The organism is Variovorax sp. V15 (assembly GCF_041154425.1).
Classification (GTDB): Bacteria; Pseudomonadota; Gammaproteobacteria; order Burkholderiales; family Burkholderiaceae_C; genus Variovorax; species Variovorax guangxiensis.
In genome coordinates this window covers 146,797-161,856 of sequence record NZ_AP028660.1, presented here as the reverse complement: position 1 = coordinate 161,856, position 15,060 = coordinate 146,797, and the positions used below count along the sequence as shown (strand labels likewise).

Annotated in this window: 9 protein-coding genes; 2 read left to right on the top strand and 7 right to left on the bottom strand. The window is 61.2% G+C overall.

Features of this window, described 5'->3' with window-relative positions; translation table 11 throughout:
* Positions 1–22: 22 nt before the first annotated feature.
* Complete coding sequence (locus tag ACAM57_RS33060) at positions 23–583, bottom strand: hypothetical protein (RefSeq protein ID WP_369662821.1); 561 nt, start codon at positions 581–583, stop codon at positions 23–25.
* A 170-nt stretch (positions 584–753) separates the two neighbouring features.
* Between ACAM57_RS33060 and ACAM57_RS33055 the strand changes: the two genes are divergently transcribed.
* On the top strand, positions 754–1,764 hold the full coding sequence (locus tag ACAM57_RS33055; RefSeq protein ID WP_369662820.1) for a restriction endonuclease: 1,011 nt from the start codon (positions 754–756) through the stop codon (positions 1,762–1,764).
* A gap of 550 nt (positions 1,765–2,314) precedes the next feature.
* The gene (locus tag ACAM57_RS33050) at positions 2,315–5,371 is read left to right on the top strand and encodes a TrlF family AAA-like ATPase (RefSeq protein WP_369662819.1); all 3,057 of its coding nucleotides are present in this window, start codon (positions 2,315–2,317) and stop codon (positions 5,369–5,371) included.
* Positions 5,372–5,545: 174 nt separating this feature from the next.
* Here ACAM57_RS33050 and ACAM57_RS33045 read toward each other — a convergent pair whose 3' ends face one another.
* From ACAM57_RS33045 to ACAM57_RS33020, 6 genes are all read right to left on the bottom strand, one after another.
* Positions 5,546–6,235 (bottom strand): PIN domain-containing protein, encoded by a 690-nt coding sequence (locus ACAM57_RS33045; RefSeq protein ID WP_369662818.1) that lies wholly within the window; start codon positions 6,233–6,235, stop codon positions 5,546–5,548.
* Positions 6,232–8,049 (bottom strand): 3'-5' exonuclease, encoded by a 1,818-nt coding sequence (locus tag ACAM57_RS33040; protein ID WP_369662817.1) that lies wholly within the window; start codon positions 8,047–8,049, stop codon positions 6,232–6,234. Before ACAM57_RS33040 ends, ACAM57_RS33045 begins: the two co-directional genes overlap by 4 nt.
* Positions 8,050–8,325: 276 nt before the next feature.
* The gene (locus ACAM57_RS33035) at positions 8,326–9,105 is read right to left on the bottom strand and encodes a hypothetical protein (protein ID WP_369662816.1); all 780 of its coding nucleotides are present in this window, start codon (positions 9,103–9,105) and stop codon (positions 8,326–8,328) included.
* Positions 9,105–11,102: a phospholipase D-like domain-containing protein gene (locus ACAM57_RS33030; protein ID WP_369662815.1), complete on the bottom strand. Its 1,998-nt coding sequence runs from the start codon at positions 11,100–11,102 to the stop codon at positions 9,105–9,107. Before ACAM57_RS33030 ends, ACAM57_RS33035 begins: the two co-directional genes overlap by 1 nt.
* Before the next feature lie 700 nt (positions 11,103–11,802).
* The gene (locus ACAM57_RS33025) at positions 11,803–12,867 is read right to left on the bottom strand and encodes a hypothetical protein (RefSeq protein WP_369662814.1); all 1,065 of its coding nucleotides are present in this window, start codon (positions 12,865–12,867) and stop codon (positions 11,803–11,805) included.
* 307 nt (positions 12,868–13,174) lie between these two features.
* Positions 13,175–14,740: a hypothetical protein gene (locus ACAM57_RS33020; RefSeq protein WP_369662813.1), complete on the bottom strand. Its 1,566-nt coding sequence runs from the start codon at positions 14,738–14,740 to the stop codon at positions 13,175–13,177.
* Between the last annotated feature and the right edge of the window lie 320 nt (positions 14,741–15,060).

Genomic DNA, 15,060 nt, shown 5'->3' with positions numbered 1-15,060 from the left:
ACGTTCCTCATTTTCGATCCCCTCATTTTGAGCGAAATACACGGGATTGGGATCTTTGGCAGATCGAGGAACGCCACGTTGGCACTGGCCCTGTAGTCCCCATCCAGCGGCCCAGCGCCCTGAAAGCATCGTGCAATTTCGATTCCAGCTTGACTCTGCGGTCGCTTTGGCCGATGCCATCATCTTGACCGCTGTCGCGGTCAGCGCAGCGCAGACCTTCCTCAATCTCGATGATGTCGAGGGCCTGGCCCTGACGGTGACCCGGGGCGCAGATCGCTTGGCAAGACTTTTTGAGCTTCGGGCCCATCATGGCAGCCATAGCGGCGGTGGTGCTTGTGCCGGCGTTGACTGGTGTTAATGCCTGACCCGCGAATAGGCTGTACCGCTGGTTGGGAACGACGAAGATCCAGATCACTTCCGAGGGCGCCGTCATCGCGACCGCCACCCTCGACGAGCACGCCAGCGCGCGAGACGTCGCGGCGCTTTGCTGCGCTTCGCGACGAAGCAACAAGTGACCGATTGACTGCGGAAAGCCGTCGTCGATTTCAACGCTTGCAAAGAGGCAGAAAGCCCAAGTTTGCAAACAAGGATGCCGAACCAGGACTTTTTTCTGCCCGGCTCCGCTAATTCTGAAGCAAGCGCACCGGCAGGTGTGCCCCTTCGTAAGCTCCCCCGTCAAGTAGGTAGCCCATTCCCGAAGTCTGCGGCGGTGTGGCTGTATCCTCTCGGTCACCACAAAAACTGGGGGCGCAGATGGGCAGCATTGTCTTTGGACCAAAGGTTCTGCCAGACAACCTGACCGAGATCGCCGGCTATAAGGTCGGCCTCGCAATGTCGATTGAAGAGATCTGTGACCATCTGACCGGTACTTCGTTCCCAGATGCCATCCGCAATGGCGAGACATCGGGCGTTCGGCTCAGGTCAGAAGAGTACGAAGACCTTTACTACAACCTGCTGCACCGAATCGGGTACACGAGAGAGCTGTATCAAGGGCCCAGCATCGAGCAGGCGAGGCTATTTCATCGCTTCAAAGCTAATGCTGCGGAACTCGACTTGTACATGCAGGTCAGTTCGACGATGAATCACCTCATGAGGGTCGGAATTCAAAACGGCGATCCAAAACCGACTGACCCCAAGGTGATCTTGCCTCAAGTCAAGAAGATTTTCGGCGTAGCGGGCATCAAGATCGCAATTGAGATGTACGAGATCATCAATCGCGGGATTCGGATGAATCCGCATCAGGGCATCGGCAACGAATGGATCAACCCTCTTGACCTGAAGGGGCTGTTCAAGGGCACAGACCAACAACCTGAGAAGGCGCGGTTCATTGACCAGCGGTACATCGACTATCTGTCGAACAACCAGGATCGCATTGGAGATATGCACTGGCGGCAATTTGAGAAACTGACTGCCGAGTTTTACGAGCGCGACGGATACAAGGTCGATCTTGGTCCTGGCAGCGGAGATGACGGTGTCGATGTCCGTGTGTGGAAACCGGATGCAAGTCCCAGCGATAGCCCGCTGTGCATCGTTCAGTGCAAGAGGCAGAAAGACAAGATCGAGAAGGTCGTCGTCAAGGGCCTTCACGCCGACGTTCAGTTCGCGCGGGCGGAGTACGGCGTCATCGTCACTACGTCGGAGCTAAGCCCTGGCGCGAAGACGACGATCTCGGCGCGTGGCTACGACATCCAGGCCGTCGAGCGAGAGGGTGTCAAAGGTTGGCTGACAAAGCTTCGAACGCCGGGAACCGGTATCGTCCGGTAGCGCGCTAGTCGGGACAAGGCATAAGTTTTAGGCTGCTCACATCGATAGGATCACTGGCATCATCAATTGCAGTAGCCGACGATCTGATTTCGCCGGCGGTTCCGGGTCTGAAGTGTCAGCTGAAACTAGGCCGAACCGGTCATCCCAAGTTGGATCGGTCGTTGTGCCCAATCAAGTACCCGGTCCCGAAGCGATCATACGAGCCACCTCCCATCGGGTGTCGGTTGACGAACGCAGCGGTCGCCCAGATCGACTGCCGCGAATGACTCTGGCCAGTCTGGAGCGAGCATACTTGAAGGGCGGCTACGCAACGGCTGCCGCCGATGCGACGCATAGGGCGAGCGATCGGTCTGGGCCAGGTGGCGGTCGCTGATGCCTCTGTAGTTCGCATGATGGCTAAGCTGGCAGCCGATGCAGCAAACGGGGCTAATCCCTTCTTGCAGCCGATACACTTTAAACATCGCAGCTCGAAAGGCGCGGGGATGCCTGGAAGACGAAGAGAATGCTCGTCCACCTGGCTGGTTAAATCACTTCCGGGGAAGAAGACGACATGAACCAGGGCGCAACCTGGGGCAAGTGGGATCTGCACATCCACACGCCTGCCTCGTACCAATGGAGCGGCAAACGCTTGCGCGATGCCGCCACAGCTGCCGACCGAGACGATTTGCTGAAGCAAGTCGTTGCCGGCATCAATGACAGTGGCTGCGCCGCCGTTGCGGTCATGGACTACTGGACCTTCGACGGCGTCCTCGCCCTGCGTGAATACCTCGGCCGACCGGGAGCGACGAAGTGCAAGGCGACCATATTCCCGGGCATTGAGTTGAGGATGGTTTCCCCAGGGAGCTTCCGGCTCAACATGCATGTGCTGCTCAACCCCGAGTTGCCGGACGACAAGCTGAACGCCTTCAAGACCCAGTTGAAGCTAAGCATGGGCGGGAAGCCGTTGACCGACAGCTACCTTGTGGAATGGGCGCGCCAGAACTTGAGTGACGAGCGCTTGTCTACGCTTGGGATTTCTCGCGCAACCCTCAACAGCGATGAAGCGGCGGCGCTTCAGGCTGGCTCAAAGTGCGCAGAGGTGACCGCCGAATCGGTTGGGGAAGCTTTGCGTACTTTTGGCGAGCGTGACGCCATCCTGTTCGTGCCATTCGACACCAGTGACGGAGTGAACAAAATCCGCTTCCGGGAACACTACTCTTTCCCGCGCGAGGTGCTCGCGATGGAGGCAGTCTTCGAGGTCGCCAACCAAGCAACCCGGAGCGCCTTCAATGGGGTCAAGACTGCGGACAACGACAGCTTCTTCAACGATTTCCAAGCGGCTATCAAGCACCCAAAGCTTGCCGTTCGCGGCAGTGATGCGCATCGCGTCGCGGACTACGGAAAGTTTCATGGAGGCAACCCCACGTGGATTAAGGCGCTTCCGACGTTCGCGGGGCTTCTGCAGGCTTGCCGGGAACCGGCAAACCGGTCGCACGTCGGAGCGTTGCCGCCCAAAGTCGACTTCGTCCAGAAGAACCCCCAGCTCTTCATCAAGAACGTCCAGGTGCGCAAGCGCGCTGGCGCCCCCGAGCCCGGCGCGTGGTTCGATAACACCACGCTTCCCCTGAATCAAGACCTTGTAGCACTAATCGGCAGAAAGGGCAGCGGCAAAAGCGCCCTTGCTGACGTTATAGGTGTACTCGGTGACACACCGAACGAAAGGTACTTCTCTTTCCTCTCCGACCAGCGATTTCGGTTGGCGAAGGACAATAAGGCCAGCTCGTTCGAGGCACAACTCGAATGGATTAAGGACTCGAAGGATCCAGAGTGGCGCGCTCTGTCTGACAGTCGATCCAGCAGTTCTGTACCGCGAGTCAAGTATCTGCCGCAGCGGTACTTCGAAGAGCTGTGCAACGACCACGTCAAAGGCGACGACAGCTTGCTGCAGGGTGAGCTCCGCGCCGTCATCTTTTCCCACATCCCCGTCAGTGAACGAGATGGGGCTGACTCGTTGGATGAACTGATAGCGCTTCGCACTGACGTCATCGAGCGAGAGGCATTGGCCATTCGAGCCGACCTGAAAGCGACAAACGCTCGCATCATCCAGCTCATCGAGCAGGTGGACCAGCCTGCGCAGGACCGTGCGCGGGAATCGGTTCGTCTTTCGCTTGTCGGTCTCCACGCCTTGCGCGACAAGAGGCCCGCGGTTCCGCCGGCGCCGCAGGCCGATGACGAGCCCGCTAAAGTCGCGGCGGCTGTCATTGCGGACTTGAATGCTCGCATCGCGGCAGTCGAGACACAGCAGACGGCGGCCCAGACTGAAGCCGACCTGCAGCGAACGCGCATTCGCGCCATAGACGATGTGCTTCAGCGTATCGCCGCTCTTCAGAAGGTACTCGAGGACAGCAAAGCAGACCTGTCGAAGCGCCTCACTGTACTCGGCCTGAAGCTGGAAGACGTTATTCAGCTTACCGTCAATACGGTGTCCTTGAATGAACTGCAGACAGCGTCAAAATCCAAGCTGTCCGAACAGGAAGCATTGCTTCAACCGGGTGTTGAAGGGACGCACCCGACACAGCTGGCCAAATTCAAGGCGGAGTTAGCCGCAGAGCAGTCCAAGCTCGACGGTCCGATGAAAGCGCACCAGGAGGCACTGTTTGCTCTGCGGGTCTGGGAGGAGGAGTGGGCGGCAGCGACTGGTGCTGCTGACAAAGAAGAGTCCTTCCGTGGCAAATGGTATAGGCTGAAGAACATCCCGGCTCTGCGCGCCGAGCTGCTTCAGCTGCGCAAACAGCGAGTTCAGCTTTCGCTGGCCATACTGGGGACATTGCGCAAGCGCGGTGACGTGCTCAAGAGCCTCTTCGCCCCCGTGCAGGCGCTGGTAGACGACGAGCCGCAGATTCGTGAAGCACTGGGCGTCCAGTTCTCGGTGCGCTTGTCGTTCGATGCCTTCGTCGCGCGACTCTTCGACTTCATCAAGCAGAGCGCAGGGTCGTTCGTAGGATTTGAGGAGTCCAAGGCTCTCGCCAGCAAGTTGCTTGCGGCGCATGACCTCACTACCGATGCGGGCCTGACGGCGTTTCTTGCCGACGTAGACGATGCATTGACCTTCACTGTTCGTGGCGGTCAACGCCGTGCCGTCGCCACGGCAACAATTCTCAAGTCCGATAGGACAGCAGCACAGCTATACGACTTCCTCTTTGGGCTTGAATACGCTAGTCTGAGTTATGGCTTGATGCTTGGAAGCGTCGAACTGGAGCGGCTCTCGCCCGGTCAGCGAGGCGCGTTGCTGCTCATCTTCTATCTGCTGGTTGACCTGGACCGCATCCCCATCATCCTCGACCAGCCTGAAGAAAACCTGGACAACGAGACCGTCTACAACCTACTGGTCGGCGTCATCACCCGGGCCAAGCAACACCGTCAAGTTGTAATGGTCACCCACAACGCCAACCTCGCCGTGGCCTGCGACGCCGAGCAGGTCATTGTCTGCAGCATGGAGCGCGACGGCTCAAACAAAATTTCCTATGAGGCTGGCGCCATCGAAGAGCTGAACCTGAACCAATCGGTGGTGAATATCCTGGAAGGCACCAAGCCGGCGTTTGAGAACCGGCGCCGCAAGTACGTTTGAACAAGACCCGTCGAAATTCACCGTCGACGTTTGCAATGGCCGTATAGCGAGGATGACGCATGGCTCTGAATAGTGTCTACAGGGCGTGGGGCGACCCACTGAGTGGCAGGTTTCGCGCGCGGCAGCCGCTCAGCTATGAGATCTCAAGGTCAGCAGCCAGTCTAAAGCCGCCAGTCATATCTGATCGCCTCGGTCCCTGTACTCGACCGTCTCATCTGCAATCTTGATCGCGCCCTTCATCACCAGAGCAGCCTTCACACTGGCCACTTTCTCAGGCACCGGTTCAGGCCCGAAGCGCGATTGAATTCGCCTTTCGAGCGCGCTCAATGACCTTGGCTTTCCCGCTTCGCCAAAGTCCCTGAGCATCAGCGACAAAACCTGGTCGACGGATTTGGATCTCCTGCTCTTTGGAGCCAAGGGAGCGATCGCTTTGCCGACCGGTGGATGCGCCACTTCCGCTGGCTGCGGCAACAGAGCCGGTCGGACCAACGTCGGCTTGACGTCTATCAACGCTGGTCCCAGGACCTCCATACGCTCGACTTGTCGTCCCTTCGATCGCGCATGCACGATCGCGGGATCGTAGTCCCCGTCTGCGGCGACGATCACGAAGCGCGCCCCCGGCTCATGCCGCCCGACCAGATAGCCCAGATACAGAACCAGATGGAAATCCAGTGAGTTCTTGCCCGGCCTGGAGATATCGACAAGAGATACCCGATCGCCCAGTTCCATGTACGGCGCGAGCAGTCCGATCTCGTGCTCACCATAGAAAATCCAGGCCTCGCCATTCGAGCCCATCCACAACGCGACGTCCTCCGGCGGCGGGTGCCGGTTCTGCAAATCGATCAACAGATAGGTCTTGCTCACTGTCCGACGGCATTGGCAATCATGAGCCGCGCCGTCGCGCGCGTCGCACCGACGTAGAACAGCCGCATCTCTTCCAATGCGTCGTGGCCGTCCTTCACGCCCTCCTCCTGGCCCGCAGCGGCCTGGCGAGCCCCCATCACTGCAACCACCGGAAACTCCAGCCCCTTGCTGGCATGCAAGGTCATCACCTTGATGGTGTCCGCGCCCGGGTCGAAATCATGCGTGCCCTTGCGCACCTTGTGCGGCAGGCGGCGGCGCCCCAGCGCCCGGGCACATTCGTCCATCAGCGCCCAGCTCCGGCACAGCACCGCCATGTCGCCCCAGGCATGCCCCTCGTTGTGCGCACTGGCCATCAGTTCCGCAATCCGGTCGGCCTGCGCCCGGGTACTCGGCAGATCGATGACGATCGGCTCCGGCCCTTCCCTGCCGCAGCTCACCGGCTGGACCAGCGGGACGCCATCGTCGTCCTTCTCCTGGGGCTGCAAGAGCTCGGTCGCCATCGCACTCGCCGTCTGCAGGATCTGGCGGGTGTTGCGGTAGTTGATCCTCAGGATCGTCGTACGGCCCTGCGCCTGCACGCCCACGCTCTTGAAGCTGAAGGGCTTGCCGCTGCGCTTGTCGTAAATGCTCTGGGCATCGTCGTACAGCAACAGCAGGCTGTTGGTCGCTGGGTCGACCATCTGGGTGACCAGCTTGAGCCACTCAGGTGCGAAGTCGTGGCCTTCGTCGACCAGCACCGCCAGGTACTGGCCCGACGGGATCATCTTGCGGTCCACTCCCTCGATGACGTTGCGCACCATCTGCTCCATCTTGGCGCCCACCGGAAGGTCGTTGGGCGGCAGCGGCTGGCCGAACGCCACGAGCTGGTCCCGGCACCATTTGTGGAAGTGCCGGACCTGGACACGCTCGGCCAGTCCCTTGGCCTGCATGGTGGCCTGCAGCTTCACCGCCAGCGGTTCGTTGTAGCAAAGCACGAGCACCGGCTTGTGCGAATCCACCGCGGCCTTGGCCAGGTACTCGGCGCGGTAGCCCAGGATCATGGTCTTTCCCGATCCCGCGACACCGTGGATGACGCGGTGGCCGTCGCCCAGGCTGCGCGCCAGTTGCTCCTGCTGCAGGTCCATCACGCGCAGGAGGTCGGGGATCGTCGCCGTGTCGTCCGCGTCGTCAAAAAGAGCGCCCTGCTCCGGCACCCGCACCTCGGGAAACAGGTTCCAGCGCACCCTGTCGATCTGTGGCAGCGACAGCGTGCCGCGCATGAGCACCGGGAACATGTCCCAGAGCCGGCTCTGGAAGTCCTCCGGCTCGGCATCCTCCAGCATCTCGTCGGAGCAGACCACCCGGTTGGGCTCGATCGCGCTCCCGAGCCCCGCGGCCTCGAACTGCTTGCGCGTGATGCGCGTGAGCACAACCCCGTAGCTCCACGGGAAGGTGAGCATGCCTTTCCACTTGCCCTCGTGCTGGATCAGCTGGGCGTCGCGCTTGAGGGTATCGACGACCTGCAGCGCCTGGTGCCGGGCCTGCTCGATCGGATTGGGAACGCTCTTGGCCACCCCATCCGGCGCGATCAGCCAGTCGCCGCGGCTGGCCTGCTGGATGGTGTCCAGGCGCCAATCCTTGGTCTCCAGGATCAGCAAACCCCGGCTGGGGTGCAGCACGACGAAGTCCGGGTGACACTGCCTGGGACCGATCGGGACGTCGTACCACAGCAGGTAGTCTTCGTCGAGCTTCTGCTGCAGCCGCTCGGCCAATCGGCGCTCGCCCGAGGTCATCCGGGCGACGCAGGTACTCAACGCAGGAATCAGGACAGCCATTGAAGATGCGATCGCCTGGATCGGCCGGAGCAAGGATGGATCGCAACGTAGCGTAACGGGCGGATACCGTCAATCACATGGACCGTGAGCGACAAGGCCAACGTGGCATGGACACGGCGCAACGACGCCGACTGTTTGGCCGAACAGCACGGCGTCTGTGAGAGGCAAAGGAGGTGCTTCCTCCGTATGCGTGTCACCAAGCCCTGGCGTTGACATCCGCCGACCAGCATCAACACGCGGACGACATGCCGCAACGTCGCTGCCGCTCCCCCAACATCACTTGCACGAGCCGATGAGCCAGACTTCCTGTGGCGATTGCCGCCCCTCCGGGAGCTCGACAAAGCGAGGAATGATGGGCGGAGACAACGGGCAGCCTTTTGAAGCGAAGAATTCCTTGGTGGCTTGAGCGAGCGACGCGGCGCGCGCTGCCTCCTGCGGGGTGTTCGAGAAATACCTGACCTCGTTCTTCTGGCCGCGGTTGATCCGCTCGGCCCTCGGAGGGTTGAAACCGGCGCTGCGCAGCACGCCACGGTAAGCGTCAATGAGTTCTCTTGAGAGTTCACCAGCAAACTGCACATAGACCACAGGCTTCGCAGCCGCATCGAACTGGGCGAGCGCCTCGCCCGTGACGGAGGGCTTGACGGCCTGCAGGGCATTCTGGGTCTGTGCCAAGGCGTCATTGGCCTCCGCAAGCTGCCTGCGCCGGAGCTCGAGCGCGTCGTTGCTTTCACTCAGCTCTCGCGATTGGCGCTCGGTTTCGGCCTTCAGCTCGTTCAGGCGCGTCAGGTTCGACGCCACTTCCTGGTTGGCTTTGAGTGCGTCGTACTGCGCCTTGGGCACACCGATGTAGACGCTCCATACCGCAAGCAATACGGCCAGCACGCTGATGACGACCTTTCCCGTCAACTCATAGTTCCAGCCCTTCAGGTTGCGCAGCTCCGCCTGCAGCTTCTCCAGCTGCACTCTCTTGATCTGATCGTCGAGCGTATCGTCTGACGGGGGATGTGGGGCATCTGCCTGCGTATCGGCCCCATGCGCGTGGACCGGGTTTCCCATCAGCCTGGCTCCCCGGCGGTGCGGCCGCGCGCGAAGTAACGCATCAACGCACCTCGGCGTCCTTCTGCGTAGCCATCGAGCCAGGAGTCGTCCGTGTCCAGGAAACCGGACCAGCCCTTCTTGTGCTGCTCCTTCTGTTCGGCCTGCACGGCCCGGAAACGATAGTGGTCGTAGACATCGAGGATGTGCACGGCGTAGGCCTCGGCCAAGGCCTGATCGCCGCTGACGATCACCATGTTCTCGTCATTGCAGTACGAGGCCTTGAAGCCCAGGTTGTGGCTGCCGAGGATGACGGTGCAGTCCGGCGACAGCGGATCGATCACGACGATCTTGTCGTGGATGATGGCTCCGATCCCGCCCTTGGCGGTCAGTTGCTCCACGCCGAAGTCCACGAGCATCGTTTGGTCGTCGATGCGTGAGGCCCGCACGATGGAGACGTTGTCCTCGAAGAAGGTCCGTGGCGACTCGCCGGGTTCGTCGTCATCTTCGTCATCGGGATCGTTTTTCTTGCCCGGCACGTAGTTGGGCATGGCCTGGGCACTGGAGACAGCGCCCGTGACGATCAACTGCCCGTCCTTGCGGCCAATCTCGATGGCCTCGCCGATGATGCAGTCGTTCCCACGCTGACCAGGGTAGAAGGCCAGGAATAGGATCGCCTCGCGCGCCAACCGCATGCGTCGATAGACCTCTTTCAGGTCTGGTGGCGTCTTCGTTCCCTTGGTGCGTCGTTGCATGTTGGGCGAGAACCAGAGTTCGATCTGCGCGCCACCGGCCAGCGCGACCCGTTCCGGGCTTTCGTTGGAGCGTCGGAATTCAAGGCTTTGCTGGTTGTCCGGCATCGGAGCGCCAAACGGTTTTGGATTCGTCAGCACATCCGCATGCATTCGCCGCCAGTACTCCATGAAAACGTTCGCAACCGCGTCGTCCTCGATCAAGAGCGCATTGTTGGTCTGCCCCGCCACCCCGGTGGATGTCCAGTTGGTGCTGCCCGTGAAAACCGAGCGCGTCCCGCCGTCCAGGGGATCGTGCACAACGAACTTGTTGTGGCCGATGTGCGTGTCGTTGTTGAACATCCGGTGTTGAATGCCGACGCCCGCAGCGATCAGGCGCTCCCGCGCCGCAGCGTTCCGGCCGTCCCACTCTCCGTGATCCTTGCCAGTATTGGCCAGGATGAGATGAATGCGCTGCGCATTTACCAGCAGGAGGTCGACCAGTTCCTGGTCGTCCAGTTCGTAGAGCGCAAAATGAAACTCGCCGGGTCTGGCAAACAGTTCGTGGAGCAGCGGCAACACATCGCCGGCGAGGTACTTCCGGTGGGGATCGTCCGGGTTTGAGATCTTGTCGCTCAACTCGTTCGGCACGATCTCTCCGTCCTCCATCAGCACATTGCGCATCCACTGGGCGGCCAGGATGCCATTGGTGAAGGTCGAACGGAAAACACCGCGGTGGCTCGTCACCCGGACCTGCGCGGTCGACACCGCCGGCCCCAGATAGCCGAGAGGGCGAGGCTTGCCGTCGTAGGCCTTGACGGACGTTTTGACAAGCTTGCCTTGGGCATCTCTGACGGGGTGTCCCTGCTCGTCCCGCTTCGTCACTCGCACCATCGTCGGTGCGGGGTCGGGTGCGGGCTCCATGCCGGCTTCCAGGTCACCGACGGGTCGGATCTCGTACCGGACGAAGACCTCCGCAGGCCTGCGGTCCAATGCATCGCGCCTCTTGCGCAGCGTGACATCTCTCCACGAGAGTTTCTGCACCGGCCAGATCCCGGTATGCTGCGGCAGCCAGTGGGGGTTGCGCTGACCGGCGAAGCCAACCCAGCTTGCGCAACGCACCCGATCTTCGCTGCCGTCGTCGCGCAGGGCGACGCTGCCATCGGCATTCAGGTAGACGCGCGTGACCTCAAAGCCGAGGCAGCCCTCGATTTTTCCATCCACATCCCAAGCCACGTAGGCCACTTCGTTGTTGGCGTAGGCGGCGGCACTGACAACTTGTCCCATGGCTGTCCTCCTTGGTGGCGGGCGAATGCCTTCGTGGGCCGAGCAGCGGGCAAGCTAGCCCCGCGAGATGACGAGTGAATTGCAGCGAAATGAACGAACGACGCTTGCGCGCTCGCGGATTTGAGCGCCACGACCGCAAGAGCACATCCCCAAGATTGGGGATCCAGGTAACGTCGTCTCGTCGCTACACCCACCGTTTTGGCCCATCCTCACGGGCAGCGGAGTGAACAACGCGTACCCGCAGAAAGCCTCTGCCGCCTGGCGCATCGGGGCCGGACGCCCCGCTGGTTGGCTGGACAGACAGGCGATCCACACTGAAATGCCCTGCCCTATCCGGCGCGGATCGGCGTGGCCAACGGCGATCTCATCAGCGCCTCGCGGGCCGCGCTCGCCAACGACGCACCGGAACTCAACATCGCCAGGAGTTCGCAAGCCTTCTCGTGGCGGCAGGTCCCATCCCTCTCGCTCCGCCAGTGGGTGCGAACCAAATCGGCTCTGCAAGAGAGTGCCACTGTCCCCCTGTGGGGCCGCGTTGATAGTGTGTTAGGTTGGACTGTTCAAATTAACAGCACTGTATACAATCTCATGTGCAAGGCGCCTGCCTTCCGGCGCCCGCAGCTTTGGTACGTGTGAAGGCAAAGGGTGGAACATGCCCAAGAACGTCAAGCAAACCTCCCCGGCGGTACCAGCCTGCGAATGGCTAGATTCGAAGGCTCGCACGCTCCCTGAATATCGCGGCATCCAGCCGACCCAGGTAGTCCGGCTGCCCAGCCGCTGGATAGCAAGCGGCCCAAAAGGCCCGTGCCACTCCCAATGCATCCTCAAGAGCTTCTTCCGCGCGCTTCAGCCACTCCTGCGGCGTGCAGACGATAGGCGCCTTGGATGGACCAAAATGCATGCTGGCATCACGCACCTCTTTCGTCTCGGTGAGGAAGCGTCGGAATGGTTCTTTGCGTTGCACTTCGTCGATGACCCGCAGAGGACTCTCGCCGTCGGCCCTGATAAGCGACGGATACTTCTCGAGCTTGTACTCAAGGCTCAGATATCGGCCCTTGCGCATGCCATGCAGTTGTTCCACCACAGCCGGGTCAAGCCCGCTCATCGTTGATGCGGCATTGCTCCCGACACTGTTCGTGAACGACTCCACGAACGCGACAGCGCTCAGCACCGTGGAGCGGGCATAGGTGGCGACGTTCATGTTCAGCCTCGTCAGGGATGCATGGACCGGGATCATTTCGGCAACCGTCGAGGGCTTCGCCACCTTGAGTCCTTCGCCGAGCATGAGGTCATTCGCCGCCCGCGTCAGCTCGTTCAAGAAAAATGCATCTTCCAGCAGCGTGCTCTCCTCCGTGGATACGGAGCCCGCGTGAACCCCGAGGCCTATGCGGGCGTGGACAGGTAGATCGGCTGGCAGGCCCAGCAGCGGCGGCGCGAATCTTTCGAGAATCCACCCAAGCGTGATGCCATATCGCCAGACGTCGTAGTCCTTGCCAAGACCGATGAAATCGTGCCCGATGGCTTCACGGGACTGGCGAGCAGTCATCCCCGGGCGCGCAGGGGTTCCGCGTTCGAGGATCGAACAAAGCATGGATCCGCGAGCAAGCAAATCGGCCGCCGTTGCGCCTTTGATGAACTCACCCACGTCATCGAGCATCTCGCGCGTCCTGGGGTTGCGGGCACCGAGCGGCCCGGGGTCCAAGCCCCAGTACAGGCCCGCATAGGCATGGATAAATGCGAGACGTTGCTTGATCTTCTGGGTTTTCATTGAGAACAGGGCAAAAGAATCTCAAGGGATGTCGGCGGGACCTCCCTGTACACGCCGAGCGCCGGCGGCCAAGGGTGGTTGTGCGGCGAAGGTTCCACGAACCACGATATCGAGTTGTCCCCTGCACTCCCCTTGGCGCAAGGCTACTCCTCGGCTTGGGTTCCATCGTCACGGAACCCCGTATGAACCGTCGATCTCATGGCGCAATCGCGTCATCTTCTCGGTGAGCGTGCATCACAGCATGGACCTACGATCTCCTTCCCAAAGATGCCCTCCGATCACCCCATCCGCCCCAACCGGACCAGCCTCAGCTCCGTGCGTGCTTTTTGTAGGCTGGCGCGAGGGGTTTGAACTTCGAGCTGACGTCGTAGAGCGGCTCATCAAAGATGCCTCTGATCAGGCCGATGATGGCGTCGCCCTTCTGCCTCTCGCTCAGTTGAACCTGATTTTCCTCATACCAAGCGATGGCTTGGGCTGGTCGCTGCTTTGCGAAGGACTGGACGAGATAGACCAAGTCGGGAATGTAGCCATCGTCCTTACCCTGCCCCTCCAAGTGGAGCCTGATCCATTCGGGGAAATCGAAAGAAGGGCCGGCGAGTTCAGCGATCTCTCTCCAATACGGTGGCCAGAACCTGTCGCGCTTCAATTCCCGACGGCCATCATGCAAGCTCGCGTCATCCAGCAAGATCCTGCGTGCCTCCATGTCCTCATTCGCTGCCACCAGTGCGAGCGCCACGGGGACGGTGGGCATGGTGTAGTAGTAGCTGGTAGCTCCAGCCCGCCAGGCTAGCTGACGAAACAGCGGACCTTCACCCCGCATCGCTGCGATGCTGTACAGCTCAGCCGCCGTGTAGCGCTGGGCCAGGCGTTGCGATGCAACCGGCGGAACGAAGCTGTAGAGCTTCTCGCACTGCCCCAGATCGGCCAGGTCGATAGAGCGAAGATAGGCCCCCTCCATGGCGGCCAGGGCTGCGCGTTGACATACCGTCATCCAGGCCTGGTGCTTCCGCGCACGCGAAAAATCCCCGCTTGCTTCGACATAGTTTCGCAAGAGCACACCACGATACGAGGCGGGCGCCTGCACCACCAGTTGCCAGGCGGTGTCCGCATCGCCGTCCTGGGCGAAAGCGTAGACAAGCCCTGCGCGCGCCGAGAAGTAGGGAATTTCGTTGGGGATGGGCCGGAGAAATGGCCGCATCAGGGCCCAGGCCGTTCGCCGCCGGCCCAGCCGATAGTTGGCGTAGGCATAGCGCAGCTCCAGCATGCCGCTGTCCTGCAGGACTTGGGGGTCCAACCGCCTGACCAGTGCAACAGCCCGCGCATAGTCCCGCTTCTTGTACAGCAGGTTGAACGCCTCCTCCGATGGAAGGTCGTGTGCATCGGGCTTCGGCGTCCTGCGCGCGTACCTTTCCAGCAGCCCCGCATGCCGGGGAGCGACCAGCAGTGGCTCGACAAGGTGCTCAAGCCCGCGGGCTTCCAGCAACGCATAGCCGGCCACATCGACTTCGCCACTGCGGCGCATGGCGCCTGCAGCCGCATAGGCCGCACCCTTCTCCGTCGCCATGGCAGCGGCTTGGGCTTGCTCTTCGCAACCTGCACGGGCATACCAGTACGGCTTCAGATACGCAAGCCGCGACGTGCGCGCTGCCGGATCCCAATACATGGGCCCATGATCCGAGCCGTCGGATTTGCCGTCCCAGTTCTTGACGGGAGGGATCTGCTCAAGCAGTTCGACAGCGCGCAGATCGCAGGCCATGGCCAATGACGGACAGACTGTGGCGATGGCGCAAAACGCCCACGGCACCGCCCGACGTCGCATCTGGATCCATGCGCTACGACAGAGATCGCGTGTGAACCTGATGATCCCGAACATCCTTCCCTCGCTTTTTTGTCCCGCCGGTTCGCCCACGCTCCCTGCAGGGCTTGCCGTCACTTTACGGGTGCCGATCGACGCGCAATGGGCAATGCAACCAGGTGGAAATTCAGGTGCACCATGCAAGCTGCTCCCGATCGTTGCTTCCTCGACCGACAGAAGTTTCCAAGACGGTCGACCACCCGCGAACGCCCGATCTCGCGAGGCCGTAGCCCGGCAACCGCCCCATGCCAACCAACCCCAACCGGAGTGCAAAGCCGGACGAGCCGTTGCCCGGATCAATGGGGTTGTATCAGACGCGGCTCCCCAGAGACGGCCCT